Raw genomic sequence first — 20,580 nt, forward strand, 5'->3', positions numbered from 1 at the left:
TCTGATTATTAACCAATAATATCCAATAATGCCTGCGCATCATTTTGCTGCTGAATATCGCCTTCTACGAGTACTTCTTCAAGCATTTCACGGGCGCCTTCACTATCGCCCATGTCCACGTAAGCACGAGCGAGATCAAGCTTAGTGGCCACAGATTCAGTATCAAGTAAATTATCAAATTCACCCTCACCGTCATCGGCATCAAACTCGTCGAAACTTAAATCTTCTACCGCGATGCCCTCGCCGTCATTTGCTTTACTCGTCGTTTCCGCGCTCGCTGATTCAGCGTTTTCAAGCTCTGCTTCACCCTCGCTGGCATCGACAAAAAACTCATCGTCGGCCGCTAGCGCAGCCCCCAAATCTGCCGGCTCGGCCAGATCCGCCACCGGGCTTAACGGAGTGTCGAAATCTGCCAAATCAAGATCTAAATCGGCATCATTTTCCGCGTCGAATGCAGTGAGGTCCAAATCGAGATCTAAGTCACTATCAGTAAGCGACGAAGACAAGGCTTCTGTACTCGCGCTGCCTCTTGGTGGCAGGGTATCTGGCTCCGACCCGTTGGCGGCACTTGCATCAGCTTCTTCCGCCTCGTCAAACGCAGCAAAATCAAATTCAAAATCATCGTCGTCAGAAAACGCGCTTTCATCCTTACTAACTAAAGGCACGTCTTCGGCAGTATTAGGTGCGTCAACATCAGCGACAGCGCCCTTACCGAGATCCGCGTCGTCGAAATCGGCTAAATCAAAAGACGCTTTCTCGCTCTCTGCCGCCGAGCCACTCACCGCTGAACTAGGTTCAAAATCAAAATCGAGATCGGCTAAATCGACATCGAGGGACGCCAGCGCATCGGCTTCGGCATTCCGAATTGAATCATCAAGAGGTTCGCTCTCCGAGGCCACGTCATCAACCAGCCCCCTTTCACTGCCCTGCTCGACGCCTGCAGTTCCAGTTGCGAGAACATCCGCAAAATCCACATCGAGATCGTCAGCGTCATCGTTTTCTAGCGGCGCAACGTTATCACCGACTGGCGCAGCGTTATCCGCATCCACATCACTGAGTTCAAAATCCAGATCTTCATCAAGTTCAAAATCCAGCCCTGATTCGGCAAGCTCAGCTGTCGAGGTTCCGGCTACCGCTAAGCCATCAAACTCGTCTTCGGCATCGAGCCAGTCACTTACGCCATCAATCGCCGACATTGATTCTTTAACGCGGGCAATCGCAGCAGCATCACCCAAGCTTTGCAGTCCAGCAAATGCCTCGGTAAAGTTTTCACGATCGCGAGTATCCAAATAGATATCCGCTAGCTTAACGTGTAAATCTGCGTTGTCAGGGTCCTGAGCAATCGCTGTTTTTAATAAGCTGGCAGCCTGATCGTACCGCCCATAGGCAACGTAAATATCTGCCTCGGCAACAATATCGCCAGTTTGGGGCTGAACTGACTCCGCTTCGACAGCGCTGACGGTAATTTCGCCCTCATCCATGCCAATGTCATCAGTCGCACCAACAGCAGTATCAAGCTTGTCAAAATCGAAATCATCGGCATTAAAAGACGGTTCACGATCTTCGTCGGCGACATCACTCAACTCGGTTGCTTCAGTATTGCCAATATCAAAATCAAAGTTATCGCGCTTAGCCGTAAACACATCGGCATCGGCCACATCACTTGACGCCAAGCTAGCCTCAAAGGCGGCGAGATCGGCTTCGCTATCAGTCTCACTGCCCCGGCGACGTAGAACTAAGATAAGCAAGGCTAAGATTGCCACGCCTAAACCGATAAATTTCACAAAACCATTGCTAAGCCACGCCTGCGCAGTGGCCATCAAACTGGTATCGGATGACGCAGCGCTAGCCTCGGCGGGAGACTCAGTTTCGGACGCGCTTGGCGTATTTGCCCCCGCCGGACCAACGTCCGGTTCGGAGCTTGTGACTAATGACCCATCGTCACTTTCCGCTAATGGGGCCATTGCCTCTTGTTCGGTGTCTTGACTAATTTCTTCACTGTCAGCGAGTGCAACAGCTGCAGCGCTTGTGTCACCTTTCGCCAAGCCGGTTTGCAAAGCTGCTAACTGGGTATTTTTTAGCGTAATCAAATTTTGCAGCGTGCGAATCTGCTTTTCCATTTCCATGACGCGGGCTTGCATCGCGCCGTTTTCTAACACTGATTTTTCGAGATTTTCCTGCTCTTCTCTCATTTTTTGGCGAAGCGCTTCCACCTCATTACCCGCAGCGGTATCACTACCAGCACTGCCCACCGAAAACTTAACGGCTTGCTCCTCAACTGCAGGCGCCTCCCGACCGGTCTTATCTGTGGCATCTAGTTGGGGCGCGCGCGCAGGAGCAGCGCTCGATGACGCAGAGCTTACCGTGGCTTTTTTATCGGCACTAACGCGACTGACTTTTTCACCACGCCACTCTCTGGCTTGATTACGAATTTCGTCAACGGCTTGGTCGTGGTTAATTTCGTGAACTTCAGCCTCGCTAGGAATCCGCAAGATATAACCGGATTTAATCCGATTCACATTGCCATCAACAAAGGCCTTAGGATTCTTTTTAAGCAGGGCCAGCATGGTTTGCTGAGTGGTTACATAAGAGCTAGGGCGCAGATTTTCCGCAATTTTCCACATCGTGTCATGATGTTGAACGCGGTATTCAGTCGGATCTGCCGCTGCGGGCAAACGCTGCTGTTGGTCGACGTCACGCACCAGCGGTGCAGTGCGATTAGCCACACCAATACTGCCACCCGGCTCGCGAATAGGAGCTGCATCCTGAACGACAGCAGCCTTAACCGTTGGCGCACTCGACGCGACACTACGCGCCACATTGACTGTCGGCGCCGGTGATGCCTTAGCGAATACCGGTAGATCTAATAAAACCGTGTATTCTCGGTTCATTTTACCGTTGGGCCAACGCACTTCCACAATAAAATCTAAATAAGGTTCTTGAACGGTATTCGTGGTGGTAACAATAATTCGGCCATTGCCGCCGCCCTGCAATTCCACTTGAAACTCAAGCGAACTCAGAAATTGACTACGCTCTACGCCAGCATTTTCAAACGCGGTATCGTCGGCAAGGGCAATTCTAATTTGCTCAACATCAAGCTCGCCAATATCTCGCAAGGGAATTTCTGCACGAAAAGGCTGATTTAGCGCAGAGCTAAGCGTCAGCTCACCTAAGCCGAGCGCACTCGCAAATCCGCTATGCAGGGCACCCGTTACTAGTACCGCTGTCGCAAGCCTCTTCCTAACCATATTATCACCGTCTGTGTCTTAGCACTCAGCTCTCAGCGGCTACACTGAAATACTGTTCTTATATTAAGTAAATCTACCTTGCGGAATCCACGCAGTGTGAAGAGCTTTGCATCTCCAAATCACATGCGTAGATATTAGCTAGATGTTGATTTTAATCAAGATTTTAAGCAGCTCAATAATGTTAAACACCGCACCTTTACGGAGATTATCACCGACAACAGTACAACGAAAGGCCGTTTCGTCACGTCTGTCATAATAAAGTTGGTCTATATCGATACAATCGCTACCTTGCAAGCACACTGGCGAAGCTTGTTCTGCGTCTTCATTTGGGAATAAACGGAAGCGTGAATCCTCGCTTAAACAGCCGCGCAGTGCCGACAAATCAGGACGCGCTTCACAAGCCACCCGCAGCATAATTGTGTGGCCGTAAAACACCGGCACCATCATGACATTGGCAACGACGGCAACATTGTCACCCAGCAAGCGACTTAAATTATGCTCTAACTCGGCCGCTGCCCGATCGGCAGACTGTGGCAGCACATTAAAGGCGATCTGCTGACCTAGCGCCGTTGTGTCAGGCGTTTGCCCGCCAAGCAAGCGCGCAGTCTCAGCAGCGAGGGCTTCGATACCATCGCGGCCCGCCACCGACACCGCTTGGGCAACGCTAATATCAACTCGCTTAATAGTCGCCGACGCCAACTGCTGCAGCAGCGCTGCCACATGACTGCTGGCAGCATCGGCAATGGCGAATAACTTGCCAGCCACAACCTCGGCACCCTCGCAGAACATAGCCACGTCGTCACGCTGTGCCAAGGTATCAGTGGCGTCTAGCACCACAATACCGGCGTCGCAGGCGGCGTCCACCAAGGCGGCATCGCTGCCGACCTCGGGGAGAAAAATAGCGAGATCTAGGGCGCTAAAATCAGCCGTGTCCGGCGCTTTTACCGCAACAGGACGACCGCGAAACATGGCTGTTTCGCCCTCGGCATCCGCCGCAAACACGCTCGCAGTTTCAATGCCAAGCTCCATTCCAGACAAGGCTTCCAGCAGTGACTCGCCTTCAAGTCCGGTGGCACCAAAAATCGCAACGCGTTTAAAGACCATTACTTGATATCTCCAAGCAGAATTCGCAGCATGCGGCGCAGCGGCTCTGCAGCGCCCCACAATAACTGGTCACCGACGGTAAAGGCCGACAGATACTGCTCGCCCATATTCAATTTACGCAAACGGCCAACGGGCACATGAAGCTTGCCGGTAACTGCAGTCGGCGTGAGTTTGGCGAGGGTTTCAGCGCGGTCATTGGGCACAACTTGCACCCAGTCATTGGCACTGGCCAAGATGCTTTCCACTTCGCTAATCGCAACGTTTTTATTGAGCTTAATCGTCAGGGCCTGGCTGTGGCAGCGCATAGCGCCGATGCGCACGCAGTTGCCGTCAATGGCGATAGGCGACTGCTCGCGACCAAGAATTTTATTGGTTTCGGCTTGGCCCTTCCACTCTTCGCGGCTCTGGCCATTTTCCAACTGAGTATCAATCCACGGCAGTAAGCTACCCGCTAAGGCATGACCAAACTGCTCTTTCGGGAAGGCGTCGCTGCGCATCATCTCGGCGACTTTACGGTCGATATCGAGAATATTTGAGCGTGGATCGGCCAACTCATCGGCAACGCAGTCCCGCACGCTGCCCATCTGGTTAATCAATTCACGCATATTTTGTGCGCCGGCGCCGCTAGCCGCTTGGTAAGTTTGAGCGCTAACCCATTCAACCAAGCCTTCGCGGAATAAGCCGCCCACGGCCATCAGCATTAAGCTCACGGTGCAGTTGCCGCCAATGAAGTTTTTAACACCGCGAGTTAAACCGTCTTTGATCACGTCGAGGTTAACGGGGTCAAGGGTGATAATCGCCGAGTCATCCATGCGCAGTGACGATGCGGCGTCAATCCAATATCCGTCCCAACCGCCCTCGCGCAACGCGGGAAACACCGACTTGGTGTAGTCGCCACCCTGACAGGAAATAATAATATCCATTTGACGCAGTTCAGCCACGTCATTGGCGTCTTTTAAAGCCTCGATGTCACGGCCAATCGCAGGGCCCTGACCACCGACATTGGAAGTGGTGAAAAACACCGGTTCAATGCTGTCAAAATCTTTCTCTTCCAGCATCCGACCCATCAATACTGAGCCAACCATACCGCGCCAACCTACAAACCCTACTTTTTTCATAATGACTCCTAAACCTGTTTTGCGACCGACGACACCGCCGGCGCTAATCTCTACCGTAAAATACGCTATATGACTTAGAGCGCGGCGATAACGGCATCGCCCATTTCTACGGTGTTCACGAGAGTACTGCCCGGCGAGAATATATCGCCAGTGCGCAGCCCCTTGTCCAGTACTTTGCTCACCGCGTCTTCAATCGCTTGCGCCGCGTCCGGCTCAGCAAGCGAATAACGCAGCATCATCGCCACCGACAAAATAGTCGCCAGTGGATTTGCCTTGTTTTGCCCTGCGATATCTGGCGCTGAACCGTGACAAGGCTCGTACATGCCCCGGCCATTCACATCTAACGAGGCAGAAGGCAGCATGCCAATCGAACCGGTGAGCATGGCGGCAGCATCAGACAAAATATCACCAAACATATTACCAGTAACCACCACATCAAACTGTTTGGGTTCGCGAATCAGCTGCATGGCAGCATTGTCGACATACATATGACTCAGCTCAACATCAGGGTAGTCTTTGGCCATGTCGTCCATCACTTCCCGCCACAGCATAGTCACTTCCAAGACATTGGCTTTATCGACAGAACACAGCCGCCCGCCGCGCTTTTGCGCCGCCTCGAAAGCGACTTTACCAATGCGTCGAATCTGCGACTCGTTGTACACATAAGTGTTATAGCCTTCGCGCTCGCCATTTTCTAAAACCCGAATGCCACGAGGCTGACCAAAATAAATACCGCCAGTCAGCTCCCGTACGATCAGAATATCCAATCCCGCTACCAGCTCGGGCTTCAGCGACGAGGCGCCAGCCAACTGAGGATACAAAATCGCTGGGCGCAAATTGCCAAACAAATCCAAACGGCGACGAATTTCCAGTAGCCCGCCCTTCTCGGGACGATCAGCTGGCGGCAATTTATCCCACTTAGGTCCACCCACAGCGCCAAGTAAAATTGCATCGGCGCGGGCACAAAGCTCAAAGGTCGCATCGGGCAGCGCACTGCCATGAGCATCAATAGCAGAACCGCCCACTAAGGCGTGTTCTAAGTTTAAACCCAGCTTAAAACGGGCATTGACGTTTTCTAAGACCTTAACCGCTTCGGCCATGATCTCATGACCAATGCCGTCGCCAGGCAATACTGCAATTGTTCTTTGTGTAGACACCGTAATATTCCTTTTAAAATAGCGTTAACTTTTGCGAAACAAATGACTTAAGCGATGTGCTCGCGGAATAGCCACGGCGACTTCGTCATCAATTTACTCTCATAGGCGCGAATATCATCGGCGTCCTGCAGCGTTAAACCAATATCATCCAAGCCGTTAACGAGGCAGTGCTTGCGAAACTCATCTACCTCAAAGGGGATAGACTCGCCCGCTGGGGTAATTACCGTCTGCGCAGGCAGGTCAATTTTCAGCTTATAGCCTTCATCGGCATACATTGCGGTAAACAGCTCAGCCACTTTAGCGGCTGGCAAAATAATCGGCAAAATGCCGTTTTTAAAGCAGTTATTAAAGAAAATATCGGCAAAGCTCGGCGCAATCACACAGCTAAAACCGTAATCTTCTAATGCCCAGGGCGCGTGCTCACGGCTAGAGCCACAACCAAAATTCTCCCTTGCCAACAGTATCTCGGCTCCTTGGTAACGGGGAAAATTCAGCGGAAAATCCTTATTCAGGGGGCGCTTACTGCAGTCTTTACCAGGCTGCCCTTCGTCGAGATAACGCAGCTCATCAAATAGATTGGGACCAAAGCCACTGCGCTTGATCGACTTCAAAAACTGCTTGGGAATAATCATATCGGTATCTACGTTGGCGCGATCCATTGGCGCCACAATACCGTCTAACACTGTAAATGCTTTCATAGCCAATTCCTTAAATCCAGTCCCGAACATCAACAAAATGACCTGCTATCGCCGCTGCCGCTGCCATTGCGGGGCTCACCAAATGAGTGCGACCGCCAAAGCCCTGACGGCCTTCAAAATTACGGTTAGAGGTCGACGCACAGTGCTCCCCAGCACCGAGCTTATCGGCATTCATGGCCAAGCACATCGAGCAACCTGGCTCGCGCCACAACAAACCCGCTTCGATAAAGATTTTATCTAAACCTTCGGCCTCGGCTTGTTTTTTAACCAAGCCAGAACCCGGTACGACTAAAGCCTCTTTCACGTTCGCAGCCACTTTTTTGCCACGCACAACAGCAGCCGCTTCACGCAGATCTTCTATACGCGAATTGGTGCACGAGCCAATAAAGACCCGATCGAGCTTAATATCGGTAATCGCCTGCCCCGCACTTAAGCCCATATACTCCAGCGCCCGCTCGCAGCCACTGCGCTTAGCGGGGTCAGTGTAGTCAGTGGGGCTAGGTACGATGCCATTAATCGGCAACACCATCTCAGGACTAGTACCCCAGGTAACTTGGGGCAGAATATCGGCGCCATTAAGCACGACAGTCGCATCAAATACCGCATCGCTGTCGCTGTGCAGGGTACGCCAGTACTTAACCGCTTCATCCCACTCCGCGGCGCTAGGCGCAAAGGGGCGACCGTTTACGTAGTCGAGGGTAATATCATCCACCGCGACCATGCCCACGCGGGCGCCGCCTTCAATCGCCATATTACAGATGGTCATACGACCCTCCATAGACAGCTTGCGAATCACGTCACCACCAAATTCAATCGCGTAGCCGGTACCGCCCGCCGTACCAATTTTGCCAATAATAGCCAGCACTACGTCTTTCGCGGTCACGCCGGGGCCGAGCTCACCGTCGACCCGCACCAGCATGTTTTTGCTTTTCTTTTGAATCAAGCACTGAGTGGCGAGAACGTGCTCAACCTCAGAGGTGCCAATACCGTGGGCCAATGCCCCTAGCGCGCCGTGGGTGGCAGTATGAGAATCGCCACACACCACAGTCATGCCTGGCAGGGTCGCGCCCTGCTCTGGGCCAACCACGTGGACAATACCCTGGCGCACATCATTAATTGAGAATTCGGTAATGCCAAATTCATTGCAATTTTCGTCTAAGGTACGCACCTGGATACGCGACACTTCGTCGGCAATGGCTTCGACACCACCACTGCGCTCCACTGCTTCTGTGGGCACATTGTGGTCTGGCGTTGCCAAGTTCGCTGTCACCCGCCATGGGCTACGACCCGCCAAACGCAGACCTTCAAAAGCCTGTGGCGAGGTGACTTCGTGCACTAAATGACGGTCGATATACAGCAGCGCCGTGCCATCGTCGCGCTCTTTGACCAAATGAGCCGCCCACAGTTTGTCGTAAAGTGTTTGTCCAGCCATATCCCGCTCCGCCATCCTGACTAAAAGAGTAATTTTCAGAGCTGCAATATTACGCAGCCACATCAAATAACACAAATTCATATTTTTCATTATTTGCATTCCATATAAGAATACAAATACAATTCAGCATGGATACCGAATCTCTAAAAGCCTTTCTTGCCGTCGCTGAACAGCAGTCATTCTCGCTGGCCGCTGAACAACTTCATATCACCCAACCTGCCGTAAGCAAGCGTATCGCCGCCTTAGAGCGACAATTAAGCTGCAAATTATTCGACCGTATTGGCCGCAACATCCATTTAACCGAGGCGGGCCGGGCGCTCATGCCCCAGAGTCGGCGAATACTGCAAGACATTAAAGAGGCCGTGCGTAGTATTCACGATCTGCGCGGTTCAGTCAGTGGCCGCCTGTCGATGGGCATCAGCCATCATATTGGCCTGCACCGCCTCCCCCCGGTATTGCGCGAGTTCAGCCAGCGCTACCCTGACGTAAAACTCGATATCGACTTTATGGATTCGGAACTCGCTCACCAGCGCATTTTGCACGGCGAGATGGATTTAGCGGTGATCACCTTATCACCAAGCGACGACCAACAATTACAGTCGATTCCGATCTGGGAAGACCCACTGTCCGTCACCGTGGCCAAAGATCATCCACTGGCCCAATTCAGCACCGTCAGCGCCGAAATGCTCAGCCAACACACCGCGCTACCACCAGGCTTAAACACTTACACAGGGCAAATTATTAAAGATTTATTCGACCGGCAGGGCCTGAGCATGAACATTGGCATGTCGACCAATTACCTGGAAACCATCAAGGTGATGGTCAGCATTGGCCTGGGTTGGAGTATTTTGCCACTTACCCTACTCGACGACACCGTAGTGGCGCTGCAATGGCAGGGACAAGCTTTATCGCGCACCTTGGGGTGCGTACATCACCGCAGCCGCAGCTTGTCGAATGCCGCCGACGCCTTCATTGAGTTACTGCTGGCTGAGCGCGCACCAAAATAAACGCGCTATTCCGGACGCAGACGCGGTTTCAGGCTGAGTAACAATTCCGCCATTTGCGCCGGAGTATCCGCGTCTTGGTAAATCCCTTTGTCGCCCACAGCGACTTCTTCAACAAATTTAGCCTGACTTGTTAATACCGACTTCGCGCCAACATCGCCACGCAACTCGCACAATTGCGGCCAAAAACGGCGACCAAAGCCCACTGGGTGACCGCGCCGCCCTGCATAAACCGGCATGACGATATTGTCGGATCTCAGGTTTTTTGCGACCGCCAACAGCGACTCTATTCGCAACAGCGGCAAATCCACCGGCAGGATTAAAACACCCAGCGCGGAGGAGCTTACGCGCAAATGTGCAAGCCCATCGGCAATGCTATGGCCCATACCCAAACTGGCGTTGGCCGATAAAATGCACGGCGCATCGATGCGAGCAGAAACATCGTCGCCTGCGTCAATGACCACCGAAACATCAAGACCCGCTTTGCGCGACCGCCGCACCAAGGCATTCACCAATACACCGCCGTGAGGCAGTGCGGCAAAGCGTTTATCTGCGCTGCCAAAGCGCCGGCTTTTTCCCGCCGCCAAAATCAGTATGGGCAAACTCATTAGTTTGCAGGCACCTCATTATCTGCTCGCCGCTTCCCTGCCCGTAATTGCGTTAACTGAGCCATAATCGCAACGGCGATTTCCATGGCAGATTTACTGCCAATCGGCAGCCCTACCGGGGCGTGCAATTGCTGTAACTGTTGGTCGCTAATATCTAATTCCTTTAAACGTACACGGCGCTTATCGGACGTTCGCTGAGAACCCAGCGCCCCCACATAAAACAGACTTTGGGTTAAGGCCTGCATTAATGCCATATCATCGATTCGTGGGTCGTGGGTCAAGGTCACCACAGCCGTAAACGAATCGCCGTGTTCACTCACCGCGTCATCGGGCATGCCCGCCAATAACTCAGCACCATTAACCGACCACTGATTACGGCGGTCTTCTCTTGGATCACAAACCAAAACCCGATAATCCATAGCGAGAGCAATTTCGGCAATACAACGCGCCAATTCATTCGCGCCGATTAACAATAACTGAAAACGCGGACCAAAATCTTGCTGCAGTCTAATGTCGTCAATTTGTAAGGCCTGACAACTACCCACGGCGCCAAGCTGCCAATCACCTGTTGCCAAGTCGACCACGCGACGAATGGGCTGGCGCGCCGCCAATGCACCACTTAATTCTTCAAGCAAATCGCAGCGAATTTCATTGGGCGACAAGGGCTCAAGCAAAATATGCATGCGCCCACCACAGGGCAGACCAAAGCGCTCATTCTCTTCTGGGCTCACTCCGTACTCCAACAACACCGCCCCCGCCACAGCAAGCTCTCCGCGCTGCAATTTGGCGAGCAGCTCATCTTCTATGCAGCCGCCAGACAGCGAGCCATGCACATTGCCCTTCTCATCTAACGCCATCATGGAACCCAATGGTCGCGGCGAGGCGCCAAAGGTTTTAACTACGGTGCACAACCAACCGGACTCACCTCGCTTTAAAAACGCCAAGGCGGCGGCCAGCACTAACTGATCTATTGTTTTCACTCGATATGACCTTGCACTTAAATTTCAGCCAAAAAAAACGCCGCTGACGCGGCGTTATATTCGTTTATCCCTTAGGACAAAATCAATACCAGCGGTAAGTCGCCTGCAGCGCGATGGTACGTGGCGCCTCTACGAAACCGTAGTGACCTGCCGCGCCAAAGATGCTATTGGCCAATGGCGTATCGTTCGAGTAAGAGATTGTCGTTTCATCAGTCGCATTCTTAACCAACAGAGCGGCTTCCCAACCAGCAGTCACATCAGCCAAAGAGAAGCGCAAGTTAGTCTTAATATACGCATCTTGCTCCTGACTAGGATCAAGGTTCTGCGAAGAGTTGTAAGCACCAGTGAAGACAAAGTCAGCACCACCGCGGAACTCTAAATCCTTGCTCACCATGGTGGTATAAACAAAGGTCATATTACCTGAGTAGTCTGCCACATACTGGTTTGTCTTGCCCTTGTAATCACAGAAAGGATTGCCTTCAACTATATAGTCTGGCGTCTGCCCTTGATAACACTGGCCATTTTCAAAGTCAGTAAACTCAAAGTCTAAGAATGCCAAGGCACCGGTCATCATCAAGTTTTCTGTCAGCGCCATACGACCGTCCAGCTCGATACCCATGGTCGTTGCCGCGCCAGCGTTACCGACGTTAAAACCCAAGGTACCATCAAAAATACTGACCTGAAGATCATCGTACTGCGTGTAGAACGCTGCAATATTCAATTCAGCCGCGCCATCTAGCAAAGTAGTTTTGGCACCGGCCTCCAAGCTAGTGGCCTGCTCTTCATCATATTCAAAGCTACCAACTAAAACGATTGGATCAGAATCAGGGTTTTGCAATGGACGTATCACATTAGCCTCAGGAGAGGCGTTTGAGCGTGCATCGTAACCACCAGACTTATAACCAATGCTCGCGGTAGCATACATCATCACATCATCACTCCAGTCATGCTGGATATTCAATGACGGCGCTAAATTTCCGCCCTTACGCGAGCCGCTGAGGTTATGTCTTTCAGCAGAAAAGTTCTTCGCAACAACGGTATCAATTTCACCTTCAGCGCGAATTTCACCAGTAGTGATATCGCTGAAGCTTAGGCTGCGGCTACCTTCTTTTTCTTCATAAGAATAGCGTAAACCTAGGGTTGCGCGAGTCAAATCGGTTACATTCCACGTGGCTTGCACGAAACCCGAGATAAGGTCCGTGGTGGAGCTAAAGTCACGAGGCGTACCAAGATTTACTATTTCATCACCAGCATCACCTATGCCACCAAGCTCCAATACACCGGCATCAAATAGCGGCTGGAATAGCGCCGCCAAAGGCGTACCGGCGACCTGGGCCTGCGTGACGTTATCGAATGGACCACCGGTTGCGTCGAACGGAGGACGTTCACCACGAGCACCCCCTTCTTGAATATCTGCTGCGTTCAACAACTGAGGAAGAATATCGCTTTCGACACGAATACTGTCGAAGAAATCTAACTCACTGTGCTGAAAGAACGCACCGGCAATAAACTCAAAGGTTTCGCCAACCGGCGACACCCAGCGAAACTCCTGGCTAAACTGATTGTATTCTTCTTCTGCCGCAACACTGAATACTGAAGCGCCAGTAAAATCACAGTCACACAATTCCGAAGTTTTATAACCAAGAACACCGGTAATAAAGGTAAAGGTATGATCGCCCCAAACGTAATCAACATTCAGCGTTACGTTATGAGTATCGTTATAGCTATAGTCACCATTAGATGAACGCTTATAGTCTTGAAAGTTGTTCAAAACCGATGAGTCAGCATCTACGGTTACGAGATTTACTGGGCCAACATTAATCTCAGTAAAATCCAATATTTGCCCATAAGTACGACCATTAAATGCAGCTGTATCAGAGGTTGACGCTTGGTCATTAATAATTTCTATTTGACGGCCATTTACATCGAATTGACCGACCTCAAATTTCAACGCAGCAGTTAAATCTGCGGTCGCATCCCACACAAACATGGCGCGAATCGTCTGCTCGTCGCGCTGGGGCTCATCACGGTTAAGCGTTAAGTTCTCCATGTGGCCATCGATTTCACGCTTGCGAATCGCCAAACGACCACCGATATTATCTGTCAGCGGACCAGAAACAACAAAGTCCAAGACTCGCTCATTGGTTTCCGCTTCAAAAGTGCCAGACACCAAGCCTTCAAATTCTTGACCAGGCCGCGCTGAGATCAGACTCAAGGCCCCGGCAATACTGTTTTTACCAAAAAGAATATTTTGCGGACCGCGCAAAACCTCGACCCGCGCCAAATCCAAAAACGGTGCACGCGTTAATTGCGCTCGACCGTAGCTAACGCCGTCGAAATACATACCAACGGACTGCTCGAAGCCAGGGTTAATACCTGAGCCAATACCGCGAATGTAAATATTAGTACCGATACCGGTTTCTGACATAGTCAGGTTAGGGACGTAAGCTTGCAGGTCTTCGACCTTGCTAATGCCCGCCTCCATCATTTTCTCACCAGATACCGCGTTGACTGATACTGGAACGTCTTGAAGACTTTCGGCACGTAAAGTGGCCGTAACGATAACTTCCTCGAGCACGGCAGCCGCTTGACTGTGTGCGGAACACAACAGAAGACCAGCAGCTAAAGCAGATAAGCGAAAGTCGGAAATGGTTCTTTTCAAGGTCATATGACCTCCAGATGCAGTTAATTTTTATATGCTGCCACCTGACTGAGTCAGCTGGACTAGCGGCCTATATAGAGTCGTAATTATTATACGTTGCTAGCAAAATGTTTGCATCGAAAACATATAGCATTTTGACTTTTGGTTCAATGAATTAGCATTTTTTATCAGTATAGCGATTATAGCAACCAGAAATAACCACCTAAGTACTTAAACAAAAAAGAGTAAATACCGCAGAAGCGGCATTTACCCTAACATTTTCGACCATCCTTCATTGAGCGCTGATCGTCATTTTTTACCAGCGATAACTCGCCTGCACCGCTACGCTGCGGGGACGTTCAACGAACGCGTAGTGACCGATACTACCGAAACTACTGTTCGCTAATGGCACGTCATTTGAGTAGGAAATCACATCTTCATCAGTCAAGTTCTTACCGATTAAAGCTACTTCCCAGCCCGACTTCACATCTGCGATCGCTAAGCGTGCATTTACCTTCACATAGCCGTCTTGCTCTTGGCTAGGATCTAAGTTTTGCGAAGAGTTGTAGTCATCAGTAAAGACAAAGTCTGTACCTGCTCGTAATTCTAAGGCATCGCCGAATTCACGAGTGTACGTGAAGGTAACATTGCCAGAGTAATCGGCTACGTACTGGTTGGTCTTACCCTTATAGTCACAATAATTCGCAGTTGGTGTAATCTGATCTGGTGTCTGCCCTTGGTAGCACTGACCCTTTTCAAAGTCAGTGAACTCAAAGTCCAAAAAGGCCAGAGCAGCGCCCATCATCAGATGATCAGTCAGTGCAAAACGACCATCTAATTCAATGCCTTTGGTCTCTGCTGCACCGGCATTGCCCACATTAAAACCAAGGGTTCCGTCAAAAATGCTCACCTGAAGATCATCGTACTTGGTGAAGAAAGCCGCTATATTTAGCTCGCCGCGACCATCCATAAAGTTGGTCTTAGCACCAATTTCAAAGCTAGTAGCCTTCTCTTTATCGTATTCGAACGAACCCGCAATAGACGCACCAACAGCGTTAGGCGCTGCGCTAGGCGAGGCATTTGAGCGTGCGTCAAAACCACCGGATTTATTTCCGATACTCGCTGTAGCATAGGCCATGACATCATCATTAACGTCATACTGAACATTTAATGACGGCGCCAAATTACCGCCTTTTTGAGTGCCTTCTAAATCATGACGCTCTACCTTAAAGACGCCGGCAAGTACGCCATCAACTGTCCCGATGGGGCGCTCATTGCCGTCAAGATCCGCTACAGTAAGATCGCGAGTCCCCTCTTTCTCCTCATAGGAATATCTTAAGCCCAAGGTCGCGCGGGCGCGGTCTGAGGCGTTCCAAGTAGTTTGCCAAAATACTGACCACAACTCCGCATCACTGGTAAAGTTTCGCGGTGTAGTGGTATTGGAAATTGCGCTTCTTGCCGCTGACCCTTTAGCATCTGCAACCGCGGGGGAGTCTCCAGCCTTCACCGCATCCCCAGCAACCCTAGAATATACAGCTGTCGGAAGAATGGCACTATCAATCCGGATCTCATCATAAAAAGCCAGCTTACTTTTTTGGTAGTACGCGCCGCCAATATGTTCAAAGGTTCCGCCAGCCGCCGACACCCAACGCGCTTCCTGGCTGTATTGATCGTAGTCTTCTTCGAAGGGAACACTAAACACCGGCGCCCCAGTAAAATCGCAATCACAAAGCTCCGCAAATTCATAATGCATCAAGCCGGTGATAAACGTTAAGGTGCTTTCACCCAAGGCGTAGTCCACGTTTAAGGTCAGGTTCTTGGTGCGGTTATTACTGTAATCACCGTTTGATGAACGCTTGTAGTCTTGAGTTGTGTTCAAAACTGATGGCCCCGCGCCCAGGGCAGTTAACATTTGCGAATACTTTAAGCCGGCAAATGGGAAAGGAGCCGGAAAAGTGGTGATTTGGTCATTAACAATCTCCACCTGGCGCCCCAATACATCAAACTTACCGAGTTCAAACTTGAGCATCGCGGTTAAGTTCTCTGTGGCGTCCCAATCAAGAATCGCGCGCACAGTACCTTCGTCACGCTGAGGTTCATCGCGATTCAAGGTCAAATTTTCAATATAGCCATCAAACTCCCGCTTACGAATAGCAAGCCGTCCACCAAGGGTTTCGGTGATCGGGCCTGACACCATAAAATCTACAACTTTCTCACCGTGATCTGGCTCATAAAGGCCTGAGATCATGCCCTCATTTTCTTGCCCTGGGCGGGCAGATATCAAACTCAGCGCACCGGCAATGCTGTTCTTACCATAAAGAATATTTTGCGGGCCGCGCAATACCTCAACACGGGCAAGATCGAGAAACGGCGCACGGGTGAGCTGACCACGACCATAGGATATACCGTCAAAATACATCCCCACCGACTGCTCAAAACCGGGGTTAATACCGGAGCCGATACCGCGAATATAAATATTGGTGCCTATACCGGTCTCAGACATTGATAAGTTGGGAACATAGGCTTGAAGATCTTCTATTTTATCAATGCCCGCCTCGGCCATTTTTTCACCAGACACTGCATTTACAGACACCGGCACGTCTTGCAAACTTTCGGTACGCAAGGTGGCCGTAACCAGCACTTCTTCGAGTGCTGGTGCCGCTAATACTGCAGTATTTGTGCAAAGCCCCACAGCCATGGCCAAAGGCACTAAATGGCGGTTTGATTTTGAGTGCTTTTTCATCAATGTCTCTCCCAAAGAGATTTATTGTAATTATTTCCGCTCCATTAGCGGTGCGCCAAAAACGCACGTATAGGGGCTAATACACAGTCTAGTCGGGAATCCAGCAATGTAAAATGTGAATAACCCCTATACGCGCAGATGAATGGCACAAGACATGCTACGAATAGTAGTGGGGCTTAGATCAAGGATAGCGGCAGGAAATTGACTAAAACATGCCAAGCTCGAGACCGGCAGCAAAGCCCGCCCCCAACTCTTCAGCTTGTTGAAAAGCCTCTGCATTAGGCTCGCCATAGCAAATAATCGCTTCGGTGACACTTCGCCAAGCATAACCTTTGGCAATGCGCTGCCACTGGCGCAAGGCATTGCTGCCGTCGTTGCCGGTGCAAATAAATACGCCGTAAGGCTTGATAAGCTCCCGAGCCAGTACTGGGTAAAATGTTCGGTCGAAAAAATCCTTCATTCCGCCCGCTAGGGCACCAAAGTTTTCCGGCATAAATAATAAGAGACCGTCGCACCACATGATGTCGCGAGTGCCCGCCTCGGCAGCGCGGAGTAGCCGAATTTCAAGCCCCGGCTCTGCAGTCACAGCGGCGCCATGCGCCGCATAGGCCAAGCGCTCATTCCTACCCGACTGGCTGTGATATACAATTAACAGATGTTTGGATTTGGCATCAGCCACAATCAAGCCCTTAAGTACCAATTAAGCATTAACGAAAACAGCACGACAAACGCCGATGCAAAACCAAGGAAATAACACCATGAAATTTTTACACACAATGATTCGGGTGAAAAATCTCGACGCATCATTGCATTTTTATTGTGAGCTACTCGGCCTCAAAGAAGTTCGTCGCTACGACAATGAAAAAGGCCGCTTCAGCCTGATATTTCTCGCCGCAGCTGAGGATTTTGAAATGGCACAGAAAACGCAAGCGCCGACCATTGAGCTTACTTATAACTGGGACCCAGAGGATTATCAAGGTGGCCGCAATTTCGGCCACCTCGCTTTTCTAGTCGACAATATCTACGAAAGTTGTAAGACCCTGCAGGACGGCGGCGTCACCATTAACCGCCCGCCAAGAGATGGACACATGGCTTTTGTGCGCTCGCCGGACAATATCTCCATTGAATTACTGCAGCGCGGCGACGCACTACCACCTCAGGAGCCGTGGCTGTCGCTAGCCAACTCCGGTGAATGGTGATCGCTTAAAAGATCCCAAAAAACCAGCCACCGCTCTTGAGATCTTTTTCACAGCGAGCCAATTGCGCTGTGTAGGTCTGGGAGCGGGAAGTGACTTTGCTCGCAACCCGCTTCAGCCAGGGTTTGCTATTATAGCTGCGGCGCTTAAAACCGCCGTGTCCCTCGTGATAGGCCATATAGAGACTGTAGGTATCGGTGGGACTGATACCCACCATGCGATTACTGACATTATTATACCAGCCGATAAAATCGATAGCGTCGGCAAAATCGTCGCGATCTGCACCCCAATTCCCGGATTTATCAACATACCACGCCCAAGTTGAGTCTTTAGCCTGCGCGTAGCCATAGGCATCAGACATGCGACCCGCGGGAATAAAACCCAACCAGTACTTTTTGGGTGGCTTGGCCTTGGCCACAAAGGCCGACTCTTGATACATAATCGACATCATAATAGGAATGGGGGAATTCCACTTTTTAGACGCCGATTTCGCATCGCCGTACCAATCGTCTTTCTCTCGAAAAATCGAGCAAATATCACCGGGATTTCGCGGCGGCGACGTGGTGCAACCACCCACAGTCAGTAACAGTATTACTAGCCAAAAACCCCTCATACACTACTGCCATGTTCAGTAAAAAACTGCAGTAATTCCTGTTCGTTAATCACTTTTACCCCTAGCGCTTCGGCTTTTGCTAACTTTGAACCGGCGCTAGCACCTGCGGCAACACAATCGGTTTTTGCTGACACACTGCCCGCGACTTTCGCGCCCAATGCCTGTAATTTTTCTTTTGCGTCACCACGTGTCATCGACTCTAGATTACCAGTGAGCACCCAAGTCTGACCCGCCAAGGGCTGTGCACCACCCACCTGCCGCGGCGCTGGCCAATTAACACCCCGCTCCAGCAATAAATTGATGACCTCTCGATTATAGTCGCTGCTGAGAAAAGCGTGGATATGGCTCGCCACTATTGGGCCGACATCGGCAACGCTAAGTAACTCTTCTTCGCTCGCAGCAATTAACGCCGGTAATTCACCAAAGTGATTTGCCAAGTTCAGCGCGGTAGCCTCACCCACTTCACGAATGCCGAGCGAGTACAAAAACCGCGGCAAGGTAGTAGCACGGGATTTTTCTAGGGCAGCCAGTACATTTTCCGCAGACTTTTGCCCCATACGGTCAAGCCCCGCGAGCGCATCAAGCTTGAGCACAAATAAATCCGCCACCGTTTCGATCAAGCCAGCGTCAACTAATTGCTCGACGAGCTTATCGCCCAAACCCTCAATATCCATAGCCTTGCGGCTGGCGAAATGTTTAATTGCCTCCTTGCGCTGTGCGCCGCACACCAAGCCCCCAGTGCAGCGTAAGACCGCCTCACCGGGTGCCCGCTCTAGCGCGCTGGCGCAGACTGGACAATGCACTGGCGCGACAATAACGCGCGCCTCAGTGGGGCGGCGCTCCGTTACCACCTGCACAATTTGGGGAATTACATCACCGGCGCGGCGCACCACCACATAGTCGCCGATCATGACATTGAGGCGCGCGACCTCATCGAAATTATGCAAAGACGCATTGCTGACAGTGACCCCGCCCACAAACACCGGCTCTAATTTTGCAACCGGCGTTACTGCACCAGTGCGCCCAACTTGAAACTCAACATCCCGAAGTTGGGTGATTTCTTCTTGAGCTGGAAATTTATGCGCAATAGCCCAGCGTGGCGCCCGCGACACAAAGCCCAGTTTGTCTTGAAGCGCCAAGGAATCAACTTTAAAAACAATGCCATCAATGTCATAGGCCAAGCTATCTCGACGTGCGAGAAGATCTTGGTAATATTCAAGACAGCCTTCGATAGAGTCCACAACCCGCAACTCTGGGCTTACCAAAAACCCCCAATCGCGAAGTCGCGTCAGCCCCTCACTGTGACTGTGAAACCAGGCCCCGTCGTCGCCTTGAGCAATGCCATAGCAACTCATTTCCAGGGGCCTAGTTGCCGTAATCCTACTGTCTAATTGCCGCAAACTCCCAGCAGCCGCGTTGCGCGGATTAACAAATACTTTACCATCGCTATTGCGGGCCAGGTCATTTATCCGCGCAAAGCCAGACCGGGGCATATAAATTTCACCCCGCACCTCCAATTCATCTGGCCAACCGCTGCCCCTTAACTTCAAGGGGATAGAGGCGATTGTTTTGACGTTTTGGGTAATATCTTCCCCCACTCGGCCATCGCCACGGGTAGCGCCCCTGACTAAAACACCGTCAACATACAACAAACTCGCGGCGATACCATCTAGCTTTGGTTCACAGGCATAGCTGAGTTCAGCGCTGTCGTTTAAGCGAGACTTAATCCGCTGATCAAAATCTAAAAGCTCTTGCTCAGAGAAAACATTATCAAGGGAGAGCATGGGCGTTTCGTGACGCACCTGACTAAACGCTGCTAACGGCGCCGCGCCAACTCGCTGACTTGGGGAGTCTGGGCTATGCCACTCTGGATGCACGGCTTCTATTTCTTGCAGCTCTAAAAATAAGCGGTCGTACTCCGCATCTGGAATACTCGACTCATTGAGAACGTAATAGTGGTAGCTATAGCTATGAAGTTGTTCACGAAGCGTTTCTAGCCGCTCGCGTAGGGAAGGTTCAGCCATTCATGACGCCGTTG

15 protein-coding genes are annotated in these 20,580 nt (G+C 51.1%); 2 read left to right on the forward strand and 13 right to left on the reverse strand.

Going from position 1 to position 20,580, the window contains the following annotated elements; translation table 11 throughout:
- Positions 1-8: 8 nt before the first annotated feature.
- The 6 genes from HNQ57_RS00140 to leuC all read right to left on the reverse strand — a co-directional run bounded on the left by HNQ57_RS00140 (position 9) and on the right by leuC (position 8,757).
- Positions 9-3,248 (reverse strand): FimV/HubP family polar landmark protein, encoded by a 3,240-nt coding sequence (locus tag HNQ57_RS00140; RefSeq protein WP_184460616.1) that lies wholly within the window; start codon positions 3,246-3,248, stop codon positions 9-11.
- A 138-nt stretch (positions 3,249-3,386) separates the two neighbouring features.
- On the reverse strand, positions 3,387-4,352 hold the full coding sequence (locus tag HNQ57_RS00145; RefSeq protein WP_184460617.1) for an Asd/ArgC dimerization domain-containing protein: 966 nt from the start codon (positions 4,350-4,352) through the stop codon (positions 3,387-3,389).
- Positions 4,352-5,470, reverse strand: coding sequence for an aspartate-semialdehyde dehydrogenase (gene asd, locus HNQ57_RS00150; protein ID WP_184460618.1), 1,119 nt, complete (start codon positions 5,468-5,470; stop codon positions 4,352-4,354). The genes HNQ57_RS00145 and asd overlap by 1 nt, the downstream gene beginning before the upstream one ends.
- A 74-nt stretch (positions 5,471-5,544) precedes the next feature.
- Positions 5,545-6,627, reverse strand: a complete 1,083-nt coding sequence (leuB, locus tag HNQ57_RS00155; protein WP_184460619.1) for a 3-isopropylmalate dehydrogenase — start codon at positions 6,625-6,627, stop codon at positions 5,545-5,547.
- Between the two features lie 47 nt (positions 6,628-6,674).
- Positions 6,675-7,325 carry a 3-isopropylmalate dehydratase small subunit gene (leuD, locus tag HNQ57_RS00160; RefSeq protein WP_184460620.1) on the reverse strand — a complete coding sequence of 217 codons (651 nt, stop codon included), beginning with the start codon at positions 7,323-7,325 and terminating at the stop codon, positions 6,675-6,677.
- A 10-nt stretch (positions 7,326-7,335) separates the two neighbouring features.
- Entirely contained in the window at positions 7,336-8,757 is a 1,422-nt protein-coding gene (leuC, locus tag HNQ57_RS00165; RefSeq protein WP_184460621.1) for a 3-isopropylmalate dehydratase large subunit, read from the reverse strand.
- 128 nt (positions 8,758-8,885) lie between these two features.
- Here leuC and HNQ57_RS00170 point away from each other — a divergent pair, with 128 nt between their 5' ends.
- Positions 8,886-9,764 carry a LysR family transcriptional regulator gene (locus tag HNQ57_RS00170; RefSeq protein WP_184460622.1) on the forward strand — a complete coding sequence of 293 codons (879 nt, stop codon included), beginning with the start codon at positions 8,886-8,888 and terminating at the stop codon, positions 9,762-9,764.
- Positions 9,765-9,769: 5 nt separating this feature from the next.
- On the opposite strand, the gene HNQ57_RS00175 is transcribed toward HNQ57_RS00170, so the two are convergent.
- From HNQ57_RS00175 to HNQ57_RS00195, 5 genes are all read right to left on the reverse strand, one after another.
- Positions 9,770-10,369, reverse strand: coding sequence for a nucleotidyltransferase family protein (locus HNQ57_RS00175; RefSeq protein ID WP_184460623.1), 600 nt, complete (start codon positions 10,367-10,369; stop codon positions 9,770-9,772).
- Positions 10,369-11,349, reverse strand: a complete 981-nt coding sequence (locus HNQ57_RS00180; protein ID WP_226968268.1) for an XdhC family protein — start codon at positions 11,347-11,349, stop codon at positions 10,369-10,371. The genes HNQ57_RS00175 and HNQ57_RS00180 overlap by 1 nt, the downstream gene beginning before the upstream one ends.
- Positions 11,350-11,431: 82 nt before the next feature.
- On the reverse strand, positions 11,432-14,017 hold the full coding sequence (locus HNQ57_RS00185; protein WP_184460624.1) for a TonB-dependent receptor: 2,586 nt from the start codon (positions 14,015-14,017) through the stop codon (positions 11,432-11,434).
- 289 nt (positions 14,018-14,306) lie between these two features.
- Positions 14,307-16,733, reverse strand: coding sequence for a TonB-dependent receptor (locus HNQ57_RS00190; protein WP_184460625.1), 2,427 nt, complete (start codon positions 16,731-16,733; stop codon positions 14,307-14,309).
- Positions 16,734-16,938: 205 nt separating this feature from the next.
- A complete protein-coding gene (locus HNQ57_RS00195; RefSeq protein ID WP_184460626.1) occupies positions 16,939-17,412 on the reverse strand; it encodes a flavodoxin family protein in 474 nt (157 codons plus the stop codon).
- A gap of 79 nt (positions 17,413-17,491) precedes the next feature.
- Here HNQ57_RS00195 and gloA point away from each other — a divergent pair, with 79 nt between their 5' ends.
- Positions 17,492-17,932, forward strand: coding sequence for a lactoylglutathione lyase (gloA, locus tag HNQ57_RS00200; protein ID WP_184460627.1), 441 nt, complete (start codon positions 17,492-17,494; stop codon positions 17,930-17,932).
- Between the two features lie 4 nt (positions 17,933-17,936).
- On the opposite strand, the gene HNQ57_RS00205 is transcribed toward gloA, so the two are convergent.
- The gene (locus HNQ57_RS00205) at positions 17,937-18,542 is read right to left on the reverse strand and encodes a transglycosylase SLT domain-containing protein (protein ID WP_184460628.1); all 606 of its coding nucleotides are present in this window, start codon (positions 18,540-18,542) and stop codon (positions 17,937-17,939) included.
- Positions 18,539-20,566: an NAD-dependent DNA ligase LigA gene (ligA, locus tag HNQ57_RS00210; RefSeq protein ID WP_184460629.1), complete on the reverse strand. Its 2,028-nt coding sequence runs from the start codon at positions 20,564-20,566 to the stop codon at positions 18,539-18,541. The genes HNQ57_RS00205 and ligA overlap by 4 nt, the downstream gene beginning before the upstream one ends.
- Between the last annotated feature and the right edge of the window lie 14 nt (positions 20,567-20,580).

The sequence above is a fragment of the Zhongshania antarctica genome (assembly GCF_014202945.1).
Classification (GTDB): domain Bacteria; phylum Pseudomonadota; class Gammaproteobacteria; order Pseudomonadales; family Spongiibacteraceae; genus Spongiibacter; species Spongiibacter antarcticus.